Annotated in this window: 19 protein-coding genes; 11 read left to right on the top strand and 8 right to left on the bottom strand. The window is 66.8% G+C overall.

All coding sequences use genetic code 11. The annotated features are described in order from the left end of the window. Positions 1–18: 18 nt before the first annotated feature. From GM1_RS16050 to GM1_RS16040, 3 genes are all read right to left on the bottom strand, one after another. Complete coding sequence (locus GM1_RS16050; RefSeq protein ID WP_008380537.1) at positions 19–345, bottom strand: DUF2516 family protein; 327 nt, start codon at positions 343–345, stop codon at positions 19–21. A gap of 9 nt (positions 346–354) precedes the next feature. Then, on the bottom strand, positions 355–807 hold the full coding sequence (locus GM1_RS16045; protein WP_008380535.1) for a helix-turn-helix domain-containing protein: 453 nt from the start codon (positions 805–807) through the stop codon (positions 355–357). A 90-nt stretch (positions 808–897) separates the two neighbouring features. Continuing rightward, complete coding sequence (locus tag GM1_RS16040) at positions 898–2,115, bottom strand: DUF445 domain-containing protein (RefSeq protein WP_008380534.1); 1,218 nt, start codon at positions 2,113–2,115, stop codon at positions 898–900. A 139-nt stretch (positions 2,116–2,254) separates the two neighbouring features. On the opposite strand from GM1_RS16040, the gene GM1_RS16035 reads away from it, so the two are divergent. Beyond that, positions 2,255–3,028, top strand: a complete 774-nt coding sequence (locus GM1_RS16035) for a TetR/AcrR family transcriptional regulator (RefSeq protein ID WP_157436107.1) — start codon at positions 2,255–2,257, stop codon at positions 3,026–3,028. Beyond that, entirely contained in the window at positions 3,025–3,867 is an 843-nt protein-coding gene (locus tag GM1_RS16030) for a polyphosphate kinase 2 family protein (protein ID WP_008380531.1), read from the top strand. The genes GM1_RS16035 and GM1_RS16030 overlap by 4 nt, the downstream gene beginning before the upstream one ends. A gap of 289 nt (positions 3,868–4,156) precedes the next feature. Here the strand turns inward: GM1_RS16030 and GM1_RS16025 are convergent, their stop codons facing one another. From GM1_RS16025 to GM1_RS16010, 4 genes are all read right to left on the bottom strand, one after another. Beyond that, positions 4,157–4,909 carry a hypothetical protein gene (locus tag GM1_RS16025; protein WP_008380530.1) on the bottom strand — a complete coding sequence of 251 codons (753 nt, stop codon included), beginning with the start codon at positions 4,907–4,909 and terminating at the stop codon, positions 4,157–4,159. 231 nt (positions 4,910–5,140) lie between these two features. Then, positions 5,141–6,028, bottom strand: a complete 888-nt coding sequence (locus GM1_RS16020) for a 3-hydroxybutyryl-CoA dehydrogenase (RefSeq protein ID WP_008380528.1) — start codon at positions 6,026–6,028, stop codon at positions 5,141–5,143. A 125-nt stretch (positions 6,029–6,153) separates the two neighbouring features. Further along, entirely contained in the window at positions 6,154–7,446 is a 1,293-nt protein-coding gene (gene aceA, locus GM1_RS16015; protein WP_008380526.1) for an isocitrate lyase, read from the bottom strand. A 366-nt stretch (positions 7,447–7,812) separates the two neighbouring features. Continuing rightward, positions 7,813–8,583 carry a hypothetical protein gene (locus GM1_RS16010; protein ID WP_040520411.1) on the bottom strand — a complete coding sequence of 257 codons (771 nt, stop codon included), beginning with the start codon at positions 8,581–8,583 and terminating at the stop codon, positions 7,813–7,815. Between the two features lie 79 nt (positions 8,584–8,662). On the opposite strand from GM1_RS16010, the gene ramB reads away from it, so the two are divergent. The 8 genes from ramB (at position 8,663) to GM1_RS15970 (ending at position 14,918) form a co-directional block, all read left to right on the top strand. Then, positions 8,663–10,087, top strand: coding sequence for an acetate metabolism transcriptional regulator RamB (gene ramB, locus GM1_RS16005; RefSeq protein WP_008380524.1), 1,425 nt, complete (start codon positions 8,663–8,665; stop codon positions 10,085–10,087). Positions 10,088–10,138: 51 nt separating this feature from the next. After that, complete coding sequence (locus GM1_RS16000; RefSeq protein ID WP_008380523.1) at positions 10,139–11,077, top strand: alpha/beta hydrolase; 939 nt, start codon at positions 10,139–10,141, stop codon at positions 11,075–11,077. 34 nt (positions 11,078–11,111) lie between these two features. Beyond that, positions 11,112–11,645, top strand: coding sequence for a carboxymuconolactone decarboxylase family protein (locus tag GM1_RS15995; RefSeq protein ID WP_008380522.1), 534 nt, complete (start codon positions 11,112–11,114; stop codon positions 11,643–11,645). Then, entirely contained in the window at positions 11,645–12,301 is a 657-nt protein-coding gene (locus GM1_RS15990) for a class I SAM-dependent methyltransferase (RefSeq protein ID WP_008380520.1), read from the top strand. The genes GM1_RS15995 and GM1_RS15990 overlap by 1 nt, the downstream gene beginning before the upstream one ends. Positions 12,302–12,363: 62 nt before the next feature. Further along, entirely contained in the window at positions 12,364–13,158 is a 795-nt protein-coding gene (locus tag GM1_RS15985; RefSeq protein WP_008380518.1) for a class I SAM-dependent methyltransferase, read from the top strand. Then, on the top strand, positions 13,155–13,478 hold the full coding sequence (locus tag GM1_RS15980; RefSeq protein WP_008380517.1) for a cupin domain-containing protein: 324 nt from the start codon (positions 13,155–13,157) through the stop codon (positions 13,476–13,478). Before GM1_RS15985 ends, GM1_RS15980 begins: the two co-directional genes overlap by 4 nt. Before the next feature lie 12 nt (positions 13,479–13,490). Next, positions 13,491–14,126, top strand: a complete 636-nt coding sequence (locus tag GM1_RS15975; protein ID WP_008380516.1) for a helix-turn-helix domain-containing protein — start codon at positions 13,491–13,493, stop codon at positions 14,124–14,126. A gap of 162 nt (positions 14,127–14,288) precedes the next feature. After that, positions 14,289–14,918 carry a helix-turn-helix domain-containing protein gene (locus GM1_RS15970; protein WP_008380515.1) on the top strand — a complete coding sequence of 210 codons (630 nt, stop codon included), beginning with the start codon at positions 14,289–14,291 and terminating at the stop codon, positions 14,916–14,918. A gap of 50 nt (positions 14,919–14,968) precedes the next feature. On the opposite strand, the gene GM1_RS15965 is transcribed toward GM1_RS15970, so the two are convergent. Continuing rightward, entirely contained in the window at positions 14,969–15,844 is an 876-nt protein-coding gene (locus tag GM1_RS15965; protein ID WP_008380514.1) for a DNA-3-methyladenine glycosylase family protein, read from the bottom strand. A 206-nt stretch (positions 15,845–16,050) separates the two neighbouring features. Between GM1_RS15965 and GM1_RS15960 the strand changes: the two genes are divergently transcribed. Then, on the top strand, positions 16,051–18,093 hold the full coding sequence (locus tag GM1_RS15960; RefSeq protein WP_008380512.1) for an acetate--CoA ligase family protein: 2,043 nt from the start codon (positions 16,051–16,053) through the stop codon (positions 18,091–18,093). The last annotated feature ends 7 nt before the right edge of the window (positions 18,094–18,100 follow it).

Here is an 18,100-nt window from a genome sequence, read left to right as displayed (position 1 = left end):
CGTCGGCCCTGACGAGCGTCATCCGAGCTTCCGGAACCAGTTGCGGTTCAGGATCTCATCGACGCGGACACGGACGTCGACGATGTACACCATCGACGCGACCACGCCCACCAGGAACAGCACCATCATCCCGAGTCCGCCGATCACGAACAGCCAGATCAGCACGTTGGAGCCGGCGAGGAGCGCGACCCAGAACGTCTTCGACTGCGCGTCCACCGCGGTGAACGCGTCGGCCCGTGTGCTCACCGCATGCACGAGCGCCGCCAGCGCCGACACTCCGGCGATGACACCGAGCGCAAGCACCAGGTACAACCGGGCGTTGAGTACCACGTCTTGAACAGTCACCAGGCCACCTTACCCACGAGCGTTGTCAACGTTGGACGCCGCGTCGTCTGCGCCGTCCTCTGTCTGCGCGTTCTCACGTCGGAACGAGTCGTAGATCTCGAGGAGCATCTGCTTCTGGCGTTCGCTGATCGAGTCGTCGACGAGCAGCGCGTCGCGGACCGGACTGGCCGGACGCTCCTCGAGGATCCCGGCGCGGACGTACAAGACCTCCGCCGAGACGCGCAGGCCCTTGGCGATCTGCGCGAGGACGTCCGCCGACGGCTTCCGGAGTCCCCGTTCGATCTGCGACAGGTAGGGATTGCTCACCCCGGCCCGTTCGGCGAGCTGGCGAAGAGACACCTGCGCCGAGAGCCGCTGCGTGCGGATGAATGCGCCTATGTCCTGCGCTGCCGCCGCAACCGCGTCCGCGGTGCTCGCGTCGTCGCACTGCTCGGCATCGGACTTCTTACTGTGACTGCTCACGTTCGATCAACCTGCTTCTCTCTAGAAGTCCAGTGTGCCGAACGAGTGCTAACAAGTGCAAGCACCGGCCGTCCCCTCGACTGCGAGAGGTCAGCCGAACACGAGCACGGAAATCGTGTAGATCGCGAGACCTGCGAGGGAGCCGACCACAGTGCCGTTGATGCGGATGAACTGGAGATCGCGACCCACCTGCAGTTCGATCTTGCGACTGGTCTCCTCGGCGTCCCAGCCCCGAACGGTGTCGGTGATGACGGAGATGATCTCGGTCGAGTAGTTCTCCGCGACGTGGCGGGCGATCCGCGCGATCCACGTGTTCATCTTGTCCTGCAGCGGCTGATCGTCACGGATCCGGACGCCGAGCCGGACCACTGCGTCGACGATCGATGTGCGGAGGGTCGACGACGGGTCGTCGAGCATCTGCTCGATGACGTCCTTACCCGCCTGCCAGGCCGTCGACGCGGCGCCGTTCACCTCGTCGCGCCCGAGGAGTTCGGCCTTGATGCCTTCGAACTTGGCGATCGTCGCCTCATCGTGTTGCAGCTCGTACGCGAAGTCTTTGACGAAGTCGTGCATCGCTCGACGGACGTCGTGGGACGGATCCGCCCTCACCTTGTAGGTGAACTCGGTCAGTTCCTTGTAGATCTTGTCGCCGACGAGGTTGTTCACGAAGTTCGGCACCCACGCTGGACCGTCCCGGTCGACGACGCGGTCGATGAGCTCACTGCTGCCGAGCGCCCATTCGTGGGCGCGGTCGCAGAGCATCTGAACGATCGGCTCCACCCGATCCTCGTCGACGAGTTGTTCGAGGATGCGACCGAGCGGCGGAGCCCACAGCGGTTCGGCGGCCCACTTGAGCACTGCCTGAATGAACTTCTCGACGTCTTCATCGCGCAGCATCTCGGAACCGAGCTTGATCGCACGCGACACTTCGTCGTTGACGCGTCCTGCGTTCGCGGGGTCGGCGACCCACCCGGATACACGGCGCGGCAGGTCGAGGGAGACCGCACGATCGACTATCACCTCGGGCGTCATGAAGTTCTGCTCGACGAACTCGCCGAGCTGGTCGCCGATCTGATCCTTCTTGCGGGGGATCAGCGCCGTGTGCGGGATCGGGATGCCGAGCGGCTGCCGGAACAGCGCGGTGACGGCGAACCAGTCGGCGAGGGCGCCGACCATTCCCGCCTCCGAGGCCGCACGAACGAAGCCGACCCATGCTGCGGTGTCTGCACCGTCCCGGTGCTCGATCCAGCGCATCACGAAGTACACCGCCGCCGCCCCGAGGAGCATGCCTGTCGCGACGATCTTCATCTTGCGGAGGTCACGTGCGCGTTGTTCGTCGCCCGCGACGTCTAGACCTGCGGGCGTCGATCTCGGCAGCTGTGGCTGCTGTCCCAAGGTTGTCGACACGCCACCAGTCTTCCCGAACACGCACTAGTGTTGCCAGGTGATGCCGAACCTCAATCCGCTGTCGTCCGCCTCGGTGGCCGTGAACGCCGCGCGCACCCTCACACGTGAGCTGGAGCAGCGCATACTGGTGCCTGCGGTCGAGGCTGTCACGTCGGACGGCCGCAAGCAACGGTGGGAGAAACACAAGCAGGAGCGGCGCGCCGAGCTCACGTGGGGGACGATCGAGGCGCTCCGCGATCTCGGCGCCGAAGCCGGGATGGACGAGATCGCGTCGCACATCGGAGTGTCGAAGACCGTGCTGTACCGGTACTTCGCGGACAAGAACGACCTCGCCGCAGCGGTCACCGTCACCTACATGGAGTCGACTCTGCTGCCGAAGGTGACTGTCGCCCTGACGGACGATCTGGTCGACTACGACCTGGTCCGCGCGGTGATCGGCGCATATGTCGAGACCGTCGCCGAGGACCCCAACCTGTATCTCTTCACCACCGGACGGACGGCGGGCAGCCTGTCGATCGCCCACACCGAACGAATCTTCACCGGAGCCGTCGCGTCGACGCTTGAGGCTCGATTGTCGGCACGAGGAGCTTTGACCTCCGGTTCTCGGACGTGGGCCGCTGCGATCGTCGGTGCCATCATCCGCGCGGTCGACGATGTTCTCGCGCATGGAGACGGCTCATCTGCGCAGTTGGTGGACGAATTGACGATGCTGGTGTGGGGCGGAATCGTCGGCATCGTGACACGCAACGGCGATCCCGCCGCGTTCGCTGCCGATCCGCTCCCCATGCCGCCGATCGAGACTGAGGACCAGTGACGGACAAGGTTCAGACGTCGGCTCTCCGGGCTCGTTCCGTCGGCCCGATCGCCACGTTCGACGCGTCGTCGACTCCCGGATACAACGGCGACAAGACATCGGGGACTGCCGAGTTGGCCGTCATCGGGGAACGGCTCGCATCGTTGCAGGAGATGCTCTACGCCGAAGGACGTTCCGGTGGGACACGCTCTGTCCTGTTGGTCCTGCAGGGCATGGACACCGCGGGCAAGGGCGGCATCGTCCGGCACGTCGGCGGCTTGTTCGATCCCCAAGGGCTCACCGTGGCCGGCTTCGGGAAGCCCACCGACGAAGAACTCGCGCACGACTTCCTGTGGCGGATCCGCAATGCCCTGCCCAGACCAGGCAGGATCGGGATGTTCGATCGCTCGCACTACGAGGACGTGCTTCCTGTTCGTGTCCACAACGTGGTCCCCGAGAGCGTATGGCGTCCGAGGTTCGAGCAGATCAACACCTTCGAGAAGGAGTTGACCGAATCGGGTGTGACGATTGTGAAGTGTCTGCTGACGGTGTCGAAGGATGAGCAGCGCAACCGTCTCGCCGAGCGCTTGGATCGACCGGACAAGTACTGGAAGTACGATCCGAACGACATCGACGAACGCGCCCTGTGGGACGACTATCTCGCCGCTTACCAGGATGTTCTGGATCTCACCGACACCGATGCCGCGCCGTGGCACCTCATTCCGGCTGACCGCAAGTGGTTCGCGCGCCTGTCTGTCGCCCAACTGCTTCTCGACGCGCTGGAGTCACTCGACCTCGCCTGGCCTCCCGCCACGTTCGATGTCGAAGCGGAGAAGGCACGAGTCGCTTCGCTGGACTAGTACGGCGACGGACGCGGGCAGCGGAGCCGAGGGGCGAGAACAGTGGTCGCGCTACTCCGCAGCCCGCGAGGCGCCAGCCGAGCCGGCGAGGACTGCGCGACCGCTGTTCTCGCCCCTCGGCGCAACTGGCATCACACTTCGACACGCCACCTCGGCTAGCGCCTCGGAGGCGGCTCAATGAGCAGGGGAACCATCCTGACCAAGGGGCCGGGAGGCGGCTCAATGAGCAGGGGAACGCGAAAGACCCCGCCACCTGCAGAGAGAGGTGACGGGGTCTTTCGAGTAAACCTTACTTGGCGGCCGGAGCCTTCTTGGCCGGGGCGGCCTTCTTAGCCGGTGCTGCGGCCTTCTTGGCAGCGGCGACCTTCTTGGCGGGCGACGCGGCGGCGGTGCGAGCCTTGGCCTCGACGGTGCCGGCGGCGCCTGCGACCTTGTTGGCTGCGGCGTTGGTGTCGGCCTTGACCTTGGCGGCGGCCTGCTCAACCTTGACGGCCGCTTCTTCGACCTTGGTCGAAGCCTCAGAGAGGTCGACGGCTGCGTCTTCGACCTTGTCGGCTGCGAGGCCGACGAGTCCGGCGGCACGCTCGCCGACCGCGCGGGTCTGCGACGACACGGCGCCCAGGGCGTCCTCGGTGAGGTCGACGGCGTCGTTGTAGGCCTTCTCGACGCGGGTCAGGTTCTCCGACACGACAGCGTTCTCACGGATGCGGGCAACGGCGGTCTCGCCGCGCTCAGCGAGCGAGTTGTACAGGCTGGTGGCGCGCTCGACGTAGGGATCGGCGACCTTGCGGAGCTCTTCTGCGGTCAGCTTCTCGCGGAGCTCGTCGATGCTCGGGAACTCGGTGGGGAGCTCCTCGATGCGGGTGCGGGTGGACTCGAGGCGGGTGCGGGCGCTCTCGATGCGGGTCTGGGTCGCTTCGCGGCGGGCTTCTGCGCGGGTACGCAGGTCGGCGAGGGCGTCCTTGACTTCCTGGACGGCGGCGTCGCCTGCGCCGACGACAGCGAAGACCGGGGTGGGGAGGGTGCGTTCGGCGGTGCTCATGGGAACTCCTAGTTCACGTTGTTGCTTGACTCTTCGAGTATCACGCAATCTGCTAACTAGAGCAAGCACTGTGCTAGCGAACGTGGCAAGGATCACCAGAAGGTAAAACATCTGAAACCACGAGTTTTCACCAGGTTGACCTGCAGAGTTACTAATCGGAAGCCTCTGCTCCACGCGGATCCGAGACTTCAGCTCACTGCTAGCAAAATGAGTGCGGAGCGCGGGTCTCTACTACGAGGCGACAGCGACGCGGTCGGAGTACTCATAGAAGCCGCAACCCGACTTCTTTCCCAGACTCCCCGCGGCCACCTTCTCCACGAGCACCGCGGGCGGCGCATACAACGGTTCGTTGAACTCGTCGAACATCTTCTCCGCGATCGCCTTCACGGTGTCGAGGCCGACGAGGTCGGCCAGTTTGAGCGGCCCCATCGGATGGGCGCACCCGAGGACCATCGCATTGTCGACGTCGTCCACAGTCGCGAAACCGCTCTCGACCATCCGCATCGCGGACAAGAGGTACGGGACCAGGAGCGCGTTGACGACGAACCCGGATCGATCGTCGGAGCGGATCACCTGCTTGCCCAGGACATCGTGGGCGAAGGTCTCGGCGCGAGCGATCACGTCGACGCCTGCGGCCTCGGTGGTGACCAGTTCCACCAGCGGGAGCACGGGAACCGGATTGAAGAAGTGGAGGCCGACCACGCGGGAAGGGCGCCGCGTCGCCGAGCCGAGCGTGCGAATCTGGATCGACGACGTGTTGGAGGCGAGAACCGCGTCAGGATCGACGACAACGCCGTCGAGCTCGCTGAAAATCGCGGTCTTGACGCCTTCGTCCTCGATCACGGCTTCGACGACCAGTTGGCGATCGGCGAAATCGGCGAGGTCAGATGTGAAGCGCAGCCGCCACGACGCCTGTTCACGCTCACGTTCAGTGAGCGTTCCGGTGGACACACCGTGGTCGAGAGATCCGAGGATGCGCGCTCGGCCCGCGATGACAAGATCTCTGCTCGACTCGTAGACGAGGACGTCGACTCCTGCGCGGGCACATACTTCGGCGATACCGGAGCCCATCTGACCTGCGCCGACAACGCCGACGCGGGAGATCTTCTCGCTTGCCATGGTAGTTCCGCGCTCCAGGGGTAGGTAGCAACAATCCCGGGCCGAGCGGGGCCGGAGGCCCCGCCTGACCCGGGATCGTCAAGGCGTCAACCGTGCACCCAGCATCCTGAGCGCAGTCGAAGGGCTTAGTGGAACTGGCCCTCTTCGGTCGAGCCCTTGAGGGCTGCAGTCGAGGTGTTGGGATCGACCGTGGTGGCGATCTTGTCGAAGTAGCCTGCGCCGACCTCACGCTGGTGCTTGGTGGCGGTGTAGCCGCGCTCCTCAGCAGCGAACTCGCGCTCCTGCAGGTCGACGTATGCCGACATCTGGTTGCGGGCGTAGCCGTGAGCCAGGTCGAACATCGAGTAGTTGAGGGCGTGGAAGCCTGCGAGGGTGATGAACTGGAAGGTGAAGCCCATCGCGCCGAGCTCGTTCTGGAACTTGGCGATGGTGTCGTCGTCCAGGTGCTGCTTCCAGTTGAAGGAAGGCGAGCAGTTGTACGAGAGGAGCTGGTCCGGGAAGTCTGCCTTGACAGCCTCGGCGAACTGCTTGGCGAGCTCGAGGTCGGGCTTGCCGGTCTCCATCCAGATCATGTCCGCGTAAGGGGCGTATGCCTTGGCGCGGGCGATGCAGGGCTCGATGCCGTTCTTGATGCCGTAGAAGCCTTCGGCGGTGCGGGTGCCGTCCAGGAACGGGCGGTCACGCTCGTCGACGTCCGAGGTCAGCAGGGTTGCGGCCTCAGCATCGGTGCGGGCGATGACGACGGTGGGGGTGTTCGCGACGTCGGCTGCGAGGCGAGCCGAGGTGAGCGTACGGATGTGCTGCTGGGTGGGGATGAGCACCTTGCCGCCGAGGTGGCCGCACTTCTTCTCCGAGGCGAGCTGGTCCTCCCAGTGGGTGCCTGCGGCGCCGGCCGAGATCATGGCCTTCTGGAGCTCGTACACGTTGAGTGCGCCACCGAAGCCTGCTTCGCCGTCGGCGACGATCGGGACGACCCAGTTGTCGACCGAGTTGTCACCCTCGACTGCGGCGATCTCGTCGGCGCGCAGCATCGCGTTGTTGATGCGACGAACGACGGCGGGGACCGAGTTGGCCGGGTACAGCGACTGGTCCGGGTAGGTGTGGCCCGAGAGGTTCGCGTCGCCCGCAACCTGCCAGCCCGACAGGTAGATGGCCTTGAGGCCTGCACGGACCTGCTGGACGGCCATGTTGCCGGTCAGCGCGCCCAGGGCGTTGATGTAGCTGCCGTCACCCTTGGTGACGCCGTCCCACAGGATCTCGGCGCCGCGGCGGGCGAGGGTGTTCTCCTCGACGACCGAACCCTGCAGCTGCACGACCTGCTCTGCGGTGTAGTCACGGGTGATGCCGTTCCAGCGCGGGTTGGTGTCCCAATCCTGCTGGATCTCGGCGGCGGTACGCGGCTTTCCGACGTTGCTCATAGCCTTCGCTTTCGTTAGAACTGCTGATTCGCAGTGTCTTCTTGGATCTCGGTACTCCCCGATTGCGAACCGGAGTGCACCTGGAGGCGATGCCTGACGCAAGGTTGCCACAGATCAAACGTCCTGGTCTAGCCCCTGCCGATGCAAACTTCGAACAGCACTCATCCCGTTTTTGCAAATGTTGTGAAGATCCAGAGGCCCTCACGGAGGGCCTCTCAACAAAAAAGTACGCGCGTACTGGGAAAACGCCGGGCGGCCCACTCCCGCCCTCACGTGACGCTCAGCGTCTACACATGCGCGGTGGCTCACACAAGAATTCGTGCGTGTGAGTGACATCACCACACTGTGCGTGACGAGCGATGTCGCCTACTCTGCGGCAGCGCGCTCCACCGCAGCCTTCACGAGGTCGGTGAACGCGGCCTCGTCGAGCGGCGGCTGGGTCAGCGGAGCCCCCGGCACGGCGCCCGCGGCGACCTCCGGCGTCACTTCGACCTCGGTTCCGGAGACACCCATCTGGATTGTCACGACCTGCCCTCCGGGCCGCTTCACGAGCACGTTGGCGAGCAGCGCGGTCCGCGAGCGCGGGTTGGCGCCCGCGGGCCGTTTCACCGAGTCGGTCCGGACCAGATACGAGACGACGATGTCGTCGCCGCGCAGTGCGGGGAGTTCGACCGACGTGTTGACGATCGGTATTCCCGCGAGGGAACCGGTCGACGGGGTCGCAGTCACCGAAGCGCACGGCCCGCTGGTGTCACGGCGGTCGGCATCGACGTCACGCCGCACCGTGGTGAGGAGTTCACTGAACGTGCCGGTCTCCGACTGCGCCACGAGCAGGACTGTGTTGTCCTCTGTGAGCTGCGGGTTGAACTTGGCATCGGCCGTCGGCTTGCACTCGGCCGGAACGAACCCGACGGTCGACGCCGATTCGAGCGTGCTGCGATTGGCCGCTATCAGCTCGCCGACCGACTGCGGGACCACGGTGAAGCCCTGCGGCACCGAGTCGCCCGGAAGCAGTCGCGACGGGAGGTCCGAGCCGGGATCGGCCGGTTCGGATGATCCACACGAGGTCAGGAGCATCGCCGCGACAACCGCAGTCGAAACAGTGATGATGGACGTACCCGAGAGTCGTGATCGCACGCGGTCACGGTACCCCGACGGTCGATGTCGGCACCCGATTCGATCCGCGCGCTGCGTGGCAGGGAGGATCCCGCACTCGATGAGTGGCAAGAAGATGTACGTCGGCGCGCGTCTGCGCCGACTCCGCGGTGAGCGAGGGCTGTCACAGCTGACGATGGCGTCGACCCTGGGGATCTCGGCGTCGTACCTGAATCAGATCGAGCACGACACCCGACCCCTGACCGCACCGGTGCTGGCGAAGATCACCGAGATCTTCGGCATCGACATCGGGTTCTTCGATCCCCAGGACGATGTCCGGCTCGTCGCCGAACTCCGCGAGGCACTGCTCGACGAGGACCTAGATTTCGATCCGGCGGCGAGCGACGCCAACGAGGTGTCGGCGATGGTCGGCTCGCACCGGGCGATCGCCGAGGCACTGGTCGGCATGTACAGCCGATACCGCGTGGTGTCCGAACAACTCGCCGCCGCCACCGCGGGCCGCGGTGAGCCCGGCGGCCGCGGCGCGATCAGTGCACCACACGAAGAGGTGAGGAACTTCTTCTATCAACGGCGCAACTACATCCACGAGTTGGACGAGGCCGCCGAAAGCCTCACCTCACGCATGCGCATGCACTCGGCAGACGTCCGAGCCGGTCTGACCTCGCGCATCGAGGACGTGCACGGCGTCCGGATCGCACGGCGCGTCGACCTCGGCGACAATGTGCTGCACCGCTTCGACAAGGACCAACGACTGATCGAGTTCTCCGCAGCGCTGTCCCCCGGGCAGCGTGCGTTCAAGGTCGCGGCAGAGCTCGCGTACTTGGAGTTCGGCGATCTCATCACGTCGCTGGTCGCCGAGGGCGGGTTCTCCACCGACGACGCGACGGCCCTCGCGCGGCAGGGGCTCGCGAGTTACTTCGCCGCGGCTGCGGTGCTGCCGTACGCCCAATTCCACGGCGCGGCCGAGGACTACCGGTACGACATCGAACGGCTTTCCGCGTTCTACGCCGTCTCCTACGAGACCGTCTGCCACCGACTGTCGACGCTGCAGCGGCCGAATCTGCGCGGGGTGCCGTGGACGTTCGTTCGCGTCGACCGCGCAGGCAACATGTCGAAGCGGCAGTCGGCGACCGGATTCAACTTCTCCTCGAGCGGCGGCACCTGCCCGCTCTGGAACGTGTACGAGTCGTTCACCTCACCGGGGAAGATCCTCACTCAGATCACCGAGATGCCCGACGGCCGCGAGTACTTCTGGGTGTCGAGAACTGTGGAACGTCGCGCCGCCCGGTACGGGCAGCCTGGCAAGACGTTCGCGATCGGCATGGGCTGCGAACTGCGCCATGCGAATCGTGTCGTCTACTCCGACGGCGTCGGGATCGGCGCGGACGCGCGGGCCACGCCGATCGGCGCGGGCTGCCGTGTCTGCGATCGAAAGAACTGTCCGCAGCGAGCGTTCCCGCCGCTCGGATCGACGCTCGACATCGAAGAGCACCGCAGCACGGTCTCGCCGTACACCACAACGTGAGGGCTAGCCCGATTATCGTTTCGTGATGTCCGTCCGGCACCATCAGTCCCTGTGACCTCAGGACTACGGACGAAACTCACACTGCTGGCAGTTGTCGCGGCGATCGTCGCCACGTTGGCCGGGCAACCCGGCACCGCCGATGCCGCTACTGCACGCGTCGTTAGTGTTCATCGGGTCGACGGCCAGCTCGCGCTCGTCCGGGTCTACTCCCCAGCGCTCCGCGCAACGATCACCAACCAGGTGCTGCTGCCCGGAGGCCCCGGCGCGACTCCGGTGTTCTACCTCCTGAACGGGAAGTCCGGCGGCGTCGACGGCGACAGCTGGCTGCGCAAGACGCGGTACCGGAAGTTCTTCGCGGGCAAACGTGTCACCGTGGTGTCGCCGGTCGGCGGCGGCTACACCTGGTACTCGACCCCGGGGTGGCAGCGCTACCTCACACACGAGCTCCCGAATGCGATCGACGCCCGCTTCCCGACGACGGGCAGGGCGGGCATCGCGGGTCTGTCGCACAGCGCCTCGTCCGCGCTCGACGTCGCCGGTCGCGATCGCCGATTCGTCGCAGCGGCGTCGTACAGCGGCTGCCCGGCGATCACGTCCCCGCTGGGGACCACCGCGGTCGTCGCGACGATGGCCAGCGGCGGACAGAACCCGTTCGCGGTGTTCGGTGCGCCCGGTGCTCCCGGTTGGGTCGATCACGATCCGGCGCGCAATCCTCTCCGCCTCGCGGGCAAAGCCGTGTACCTGGGCGTCGGCAGCGGCGTCCCCGGCCGGTTCGACGGCCCGGTCCTCGGCTACCCGGGGCTCATCGTCGGCCCGACTCAGGTCGAGACGATCGTCCGAGACTGCACCTCTCAGATGCGCAGCGCGCTCATGGGGGCGGGCGTCCGACACACCTATCGGGTGTTCTCCACGGGCGCTCACACGTGGGGCCTGTTCTATCGCGAACTCAAAGACAGCTGGCGCACCCTCGCTCCCGCCCTCCACCGCTGACACCGGACCCGAGCACACGGACTACGGTGTGGTCATGACCACACCTCGTGTGAGCCCGGGCGGCTTCGGCGATCTCGGACCGATCAACTGGATGGTGGTGCGCGCGATGTCGCTCGCGACCGGCACCGACAACGCGCACATCTTCGCGACGCTGGGACGAAGCAAGGGCCTGTTCCGAGGCTGGCTGCACTTCTCGTCGCGCATGATGCCCTTCGGCGAACTCTCCCGCCGGGAGACGGAGATGATCATCATCCGCGTGGCTCACCTGCGTGGATGCGACTACGAACTCGACCACCATCGCCGCCTCGGCGCCAAGGCCGGAATCAGCGCCGACGCCTTCGACCGCATCATCGAGGGCCCGGACGCCGAGTGGGGCGACCGTGAACGCAGCCTGCTGCTCGCCGTCGGAGAGATCGTCGCCGATCGGGATGTCTCCGATCAGACGTGGGACGCGCTTCGTCGCCACCTCACCGAACGCCAGGCGATCGCGTTCACGCTCCTCGTCGGACAGTACGACTCCCTGGCCACCACCATCGGTGTGCTCCGCGTGCAACGGGACACCTTCTGATGGTGTCCATCGCCCAGCGTTTGATGGCCGCCCCGGTGTTCTCGCAGGTGTACGAACGCGCGTGGCGACCGCTGTTCACGCGCGGATTCAGCCTCGGCGGTTCAGGGACCGCCGACTACGACCGCGCCCTCCGCGCACGTCTCGCCCAGCCAGGCGATCGTCACGTCCTCGACATCGCCTGCGGCCCCGGCAATTACAGCGGCGACGCGTCGAAGGGTCTGACGGGTGACGGCAGGTACGTCGGCGTCGACTTCTCGGCGTCGATGCTCGCACAAGCTGCACGGGACAATCGTGGCAGCCGGGTGACGTACGTGAGGGGCGACGCTCACAAACTGCCGTTCCCGGACGACTCCTTCGACACCGTCCTCTGCCTGGCGGCGCTGTATCTGATTCCGGATCCACTGCCCGTGCTCGACGAGATGATGCGCGTCTGCGCGCCCGGCGGCGAGGTCATTGTTTTCACCTCCGTCGAGGCATCGATCGCTGCGCTTCCCGGAGCACGTCAGGTCGCGGGCCTGTCGGGCCTGCGGATCTTCGGGCGTGACGAACTGCTGATGCGGTTCTCACGACTAGGCGCCGTCCACCTGGAGCAGACGATCACCGGCGTCGGACAGTACATCCACGCTCACAAGGCGAGTGAGCCGCCACACGCTTGACCAAAGCAAGGGTTGCCTATTTAAATGAGAAAAGTTCATTCAAACTATTCTCGGGAGGCACCATGTCCAGTTCCGAACTCCCCCTCGCCGCCCGCAAGGACGACGACATGCCCGGCCACTGGCTCCTCGCCCGCATGGGCAAACGCGTGCTGCGTCCCGGCGGTCAGGAACTCACCGAACGTCTCCTCGATGACGCCCGTGTCACCGACGCCGACGTCGTGGAACTCGCACCCGGACTCGGCAAGACCGCCGTCGACATCTTGCACCGCAAGCCCGCCAGTTACATCGGAATCGAAGCCGACCGCCAAGCCGTCGACCTCACGGCCGACGCCATCGGGACGAGCGGCACGGTCCGGCTCGCCGAGGCGAATCAGACGGGACTCGACGCCCAATCGGCCGACGTCATGGTCGGCGAAGCCATGCTGACGATGCAGGGTGATCGCGGCAAGAACGAGATCGTCGCCGAGGCGTTCCGCGTCCTGCGACCGGGCGGCCGCTACGCGATCCACGAGCTGGCGCTGCACCCCGACACCCTCGACGACGCGGAGAAGACCGAGATCCGCAGGGCCCTCGCCAAGTCGATCAAGGTCAACGCCCGTCCCCTCACCGAAGCCGAATGGCGCGCACTCCTCGAAGAGGCCGGGTTCGTCATCGAAGAGGTCGGCTTCGCTCCGATGGCACTGCTGCAGCCGCGTCGCATGATCGCCGACGAAGGCATGGCTCAGACCCTGCGCATCGTCTGGAACATCGCGGGCAACAGTGCGGCACGCGGCCGGATCCTGGCTATGCGCAAGGTGTTCCGCAAGTACCGCAAGGAGATGGCAGCCATCGAGATGATCGCAGTGAAGCCGTCATGAGCGACCACTTCACCTACCTTGACGGCCTTAACGCACCGGGTGACGCCGCCGGGGACCGCGCGACGGTGAAGCGTCTGCATCTCAGCGAGAGCGAGACGATCGTGCGGATCGCGTTCGCCGACGGCCAGGAGATGCGCGAACACGTGGCAGTCCACCCGATCGTCGTCATGGGCCAGTCGGGTGTCATCGACTTCACCGTCGAAGGCACAACCGTGCAGCTTCGACCCGGCACTGCGATCCGCGTGGACGCCCGCGTCCCCCATTCGCTGAAGGCCGTCGAGGCGGGGGCTGTCGCCCTCGTCGTCGTCCACGGAAAGTAGAAGTCGCCGGCGATGGCTGATGACAACGTGATCACCGCGAAACCACGGGAACGGGTTCGTGCTCTCCTCACCGACGCGGCGGACGGCCTCGACGCGCACGAAGTGGGCCGGGCCCTCGACGTCCACGTCACCACGGCTCGATTCCATTTGAAGAACCTCGTCGACGAGGGCACCGCTGTCACAGTTCAGTTGGCGCCCGAAGGCGTCGGACGACCACGAGTCGCCTACCGTATCGCGCCGCAGCCCGCCGCAGACGAACTCGGTTCGCTCCTCCTGATGCAGTTGGGCGCCACCTCGCAGCAGAGGGAGGACGCGGCCGCCGTCGCCGGCCGCGACTGGGCACGTATGCATACCGCGCCGCCACAGGCGCTGCCGCCGGATCCCGTGATCGCCGTCGAGGCCGCCCTCACCCGCCTCGGGTTTCGCGTGACGGGAGCACTGTCAGAGTTCGGCCGTCACAGGGTGAACGTCTGCTCGTGCCCCCTGAAACATCTCGCGGGCACAGTTCCCGAGATCGCCCGCGGAGTGGTCCGCGGCGCAGTCGAGGAATCGCTTGCGGCAGCGTCACCGATCCTCGACCGCACCTACGCCGTTCACGTGGAACCCGACGCAAGCGGCAACTGCTCACTGACGCTGATCCTCACCTGACCGGCCGACGCTGAGACCGTTGTCCGTGGACCTCGTGATGATCCACGGCGGAGCACCGACCGGGACGGCATGTCGGCGGCCGGGTGGTACGCACCGGGTTCGGTGCTGGCACACTTGTCAGTTCTGCCACGCATCCAGCCGACCACAGGGGAACGACCGACGATGACTGACGTGATCGGCAAGCCGCGCGACCGGGTGCGCGATCTGCTCGCCGAGTCGGAGTCGGGCCTTGACGCTCACGAGGTGGCGCGAGCGCTGAGCATCCACTCGACGACCGCCCGATTCCACCTGATCAACCTGGTCACCGACGGCGACGCCGTCACGGTCCAATTGCCGCCGGAAGGTGTCGGACGCCCCCGCGTGGCGTATCGGATCGCACCGCCGGCGGCCGCCGCCCGTCTCACCCGATTGCTGTTGATGAGACTCGGGGACACACCCGAAGCACGAGAAGACGCCGCGTCCGACGTCGGACGCGAGTGGGCCCGGCAGCTCGCGCCGGCACCGCAGACGTCGCTTCCCGACCCCGTGATCGCCGTCGAGTCGACACTGACGAGACTGGGCGTGGAGGTGAGATCAGTGGCCTCCGAGCTCGGCCGCCATCTGCTGACAGTGTGCGCGTGCGAGCTCGACGACCTCGCGCCCGGACTCCCCGAAGTGGCGCGCGGAGCCCTCCGCGGAGCCGTGGACGAAGCTCTCCAAGGCGCAACCGACCTCCTGATCAGTGACGTCACCGCATCGATCGAGCCCGACCCCGACAACGACTGCACACTGATCGTGGTGCTGTCCGGCTGACCGCTCCACCGTTCGTCGAGCAAGGTTTCCGCTCGACGAACAGACGGCCGTCAGATGTCGCGGTAGTCGCGGACCGACATGCGGGCGCCGCGGCGCTCGGGCGCGGTCCCCGTGACTTCGCACAGTCGAACCACGCGGTACCGCTGCCCTCGGTACGGCTCGAGGAGTTCGAGCATGCGCGCGTCGTCGATTCTCTCCCCGATCAGCGTGGTCCCCACGATCGAGGGGGTGTGATAGTCGCCGACCGGCACCGCGTCGGGGTCTCCCAGCGCTCGGATTCGGGTATGGGCCGCAGTCCACGGCCCGATTCCCCGAAGCGCGGTCAGCGCGTCCGCGTGCCGCTCGACGTCGACCGCCGCAGCTGCTCGAATGGTCCGCATGCGTACGGGCTCGAGTCCGCTGCGATGCCAGTCGACTTCGGTGATGTCGCGCCACACCGACCGGGGCGGCGGGACCCGCATGTCCGGCGGCACGGGCCCGGGTGCGGGCACTCCGTAGCGTCGTAGCAGGTAGCGCCATCCGCGATACGCCTCGCTGCCGACCACCTTCTGCTCCATGACGTTGCCGACGAGCGCTTCCCACACCCGACCGCTGCGTCCGATGCGCAGCCCGGGAGCACCAGAGACGAGTCTGCGAACAACCGGATCCACCGGCGTGAGGTCGTCCGGTTGATCGTTCACTCCGACCATGTCGGGCGCCGCCTCCAGGAGCCATTCCGCACCGGGTCCCCACGCCCGAGCGGTCATCGAGCCCCCGTGCGACACGACTGTGAGAGTTCCCGGACCGTCCGGTGTGTGCACTGCACGCCAGATCGACCCGTCGGGCGCCCGCCGGTACGCGGGATCGTGCGCTCCGCGTCGATGGACGCCGAGAATCGCATCGAGGTCGTACGGCTCGTCCACCGTCCACATACGTTCGCCAGTCATCGCCTGTCCATAGTGGCCGTACGCCGCGGCTGCCGCCACCACTTCGGCCGAGGCCTCCCACCTGGGACGTCTCGCTCGCTGCATGATCTCGGCACATCCACTTTCAAATGTGACTTGACACACGATCCGGCAGCCTTCACAATTATTGACTGAGCCGCCAGTCAGTTATTGACACTCCCCCCCCGAATCAGTGAGGTGCACCACCCATGAACAGCCCGGTCCTGAACTCCCTCCACAACGGACTGTCCGTGTTCAGCACCCCCCGCTCGGTCGCCGTGGTCGGCGCGTCGTCGAACCGCACCAAGTGGGGCTACTGGCTGGCGGCCGGTGCAATCGCCGGGGCGCACCGACGCGACGTCCACCTCGTGAACGCACGCGGCGGCGATGTCCTCGGCCACGCCTGCGTCACCTCTCTCGCCGCCCTCGACGAGGCGCCCGAACTCGTCGCGTTGTGCGTCCCCGGACCGATGGTCGGCGCCGTTGTCGACGAGGCTCTCGCGATGGGCACCCGGGGCTTCCTCGGCATCACCGCGGGCATCGAGGACGAGGGCGAGATCGCCGAGCGCATCCGCGCCGCCGGCGCCCGCCTCGTCGGCGCCAACAGCCTCGGAATCTACGACGCCGCAGGCGAACTCGACCTGAGCTGGGGCAACTTCACCGCGGGTCCGATGGCGATCGTCTCCCAGTCGGGTCAGCTCGGCAGCGAACTCGCTCGCCTCGGCCAGCACAACGGCATCGGCGTTTCGCGCTTCGTGTCGATCGGCAACCAGACCGACGTGACGGCGGCCGAACTCCTCGCCGACCTCGTCGACCACGAGGCGACCCGCGTCGTGGTCGTCTACCTCGAATCGTTCACCGGCGGCGCCGAGCTGTTCGACTCGATCGCCGCACTGCGCGCCGCGGGCAAGCCTGTGATCCTGTTGACGGTCGGCGCCAGCGCCGCGGGCAGCCGTCTCGCCCGTTCGCACACCGGCTCGCTGACCGCGCCCGTCGACATCGTCGACGCGGCGTGCCGCGCGGCAGGCGTCCTGCGGGCTCAGTCGCCCGGCGAGGTGATCGACGTGGCGCGCAGTGTGATCGCGGGTGCCGCGCCCGCGGGCCGTCGCACGGTGATCGTCGGCGACAGCGGCGGTCAGTGCGGCATCGCGGCCGACCAGGCAGCCGCGCACGGACTGTCCGTCCCGCCGCTCGGCGATGTGGCCGACGCTGCCCTCACCGATCTGCTTCCCGCGGGCGCGGCCACGTCGAACCCCGTCGACCTGGCGGGCGCCGGAGAAGCCGACCTCGCCAACTACGTGAACGCCGTCGCCCTCGCACTGGCGGATCCCGATGTCGACTCCGCGGTGCTCACCGGGTATTTCGGTTGCTACGGCGCCGACAACCCCGGGCTGATCGACGACGAGCTCGCCCTCGCGCAGCGGCTCGCGGACGCTGCACGCACCGCGGGCAAGCCGCTGTACGTGCACTCCATGGAGGCCGCCGGACCCGTCGCCGATGCCCTGTGGGCAGCAGGCGTCCCCACCTTCGGGACTGTCGAACCGTTGCTGCGCGCTCTGTCGGGCACCGCCGTCTACCGCGAGCCCGCCCGCGACGTCGCGGTCGCGCCGTCCGCCGGTGTCGCTCCCACCGCGGGGTACTGGAACGCCCGCGCTCTGCTGCTCGACGAAGGCGTGTCCTTCCCCGCGGGCGCCGTCGTCACCACCGTGGACGAAGCGGTCACCGCGGCGGCCGACCTCACCGCCCCGCTCGTCCTCAAAGCCGCATGGCTCGAGCACAAGAGCGAGGTCGGCGGCGTGAAGGTCGGTCTGACCCGCGACGACGTGGCGGCGGTGTTCACCGACATGCACACCCGACTCGGCGACGGCGACTACGTGCTGGAGCAGATGGACACCCGCCCGGACGGAGTCGAGGTCCTGATCGGCTGCCAGCGGCACCCCGACCTCGGAGTCACCGTCACCGTCGGAACCGGCGGCGTGGCGACCGAGGTGTACGCCGACGTCGTCATGGAATCGGCTCCGGTCGACGCTGCGACCGCGACCGACATGATCTCGCGCCTGCGGGCTCACAAACTGCTCGCAGGATGGCGCGGCAAGCCCGCCACCGACGTCGCGGCTCTGGCCGATGTCGTCGCCGCCGTTTCTCGCCTGGCGGCAACCGATTCGCGGATCACCGAGATCGAGCTGAACCCCGTGCGCGTGGCCCCCGACGGTGTCCACGCCCTCGACGCTCTCATCGTCACCGACAACTGACCAGCAC

This window comes from Gordonia malaquae NBRC 108250 (genome assembly GCF_000344135.1).
GTDB lineage: Bacteria > Actinomycetota > Actinomycetes > Mycobacteriales > Mycobacteriaceae > Gordonia > Gordonia malaquae.
The sequence above is the reverse complement of the archived record's forward strand: the minus strand, read 5'-3'. Positions and strand labels throughout refer to the sequence as shown.

Excerpts from the sequence above, each read along its gene's own strand:
- GM1_RS16040 (WP_008380534.1), bottom strand. The coding sequence starts at position 2,115 with ATGAAGATCGTCGCGACAGGCATGCTCCTCGGGGCGGCGGCGGTGTAC.
- GM1_RS16035 (WP_157436107.1), top strand. The coding sequence starts at position 2,255 with ATGCCGAACCTCAATCCGCTGTCGTCCGCCTCGGTGGCCGTGAACGCC.
- GM1_RS16025 (WP_008380530.1), bottom strand. The coding sequence starts at position 4,909 with ATGAGCACCGCCGAACGCACCCTCCCCACCCCGGTCTTCGCTGTCGTC.
- GM1_RS16020 (WP_008380528.1), bottom strand. The coding sequence starts at position 6,028 with ATGGCAAGCGAGAAGATCTCCCGCGTCGGCGTTGTCGGCGCAGGTCAG.
- aceA (WP_008380526.1), bottom strand. The coding sequence starts at position 7,446 with ATGAGCAACGTCGGAAAGCCGCGTACCGCCGCCGAGATCCAGCAGGAT.
- ramB (WP_008380524.1), top strand. The coding sequence starts at position 8,663 with ATGAGTGGCAAGAAGATGTACGTCGGCGCGCGTCTGCGCCGACTCCGC.
- GM1_RS15995 (WP_008380522.1), top strand. The coding sequence starts at position 11,112 with ATGACCACACCTCGTGTGAGCCCGGGCGGCTTCGGCGATCTCGGACCG.
- GM1_RS15990 (WP_008380520.1), top strand. The coding sequence starts at position 11,645 with ATGGTGTCCATCGCCCAGCGTTTGATGGCCGCCCCGGTGTTCTCGCAG.
- GM1_RS15985 (WP_008380518.1), top strand. The coding sequence starts at position 12,364 with ATGTCCAGTTCCGAACTCCCCCTCGCCGCCCGCAAGGACGACGACATG.
- GM1_RS15980 (WP_008380517.1), top strand. The coding sequence starts at position 13,155 with ATGAGCGACCACTTCACCTACCTTGACGGCCTTAACGCACCGGGTGAC.
- GM1_RS15975 (WP_008380516.1), top strand. The coding sequence starts at position 13,491 with ATGGCTGATGACAACGTGATCACCGCGAAACCACGGGAACGGGTTCGT.
- GM1_RS15970 (WP_008380515.1), top strand. The coding sequence starts at position 14,289 with ATGACTGACGTGATCGGCAAGCCGCGCGACCGGGTGCGCGATCTGCTC.
- GM1_RS15965 (WP_008380514.1), bottom strand. The coding sequence starts at position 15,844 with ATGACTGGCGAACGTATGTGGACGGTGGACGAGCCGTACGACCTCGAT.
- GM1_RS15960 (WP_008380512.1), top strand. The coding sequence starts at position 16,051 with ATGAACAGCCCGGTCCTGAACTCCCTCCACAACGGACTGTCCGTGTTC.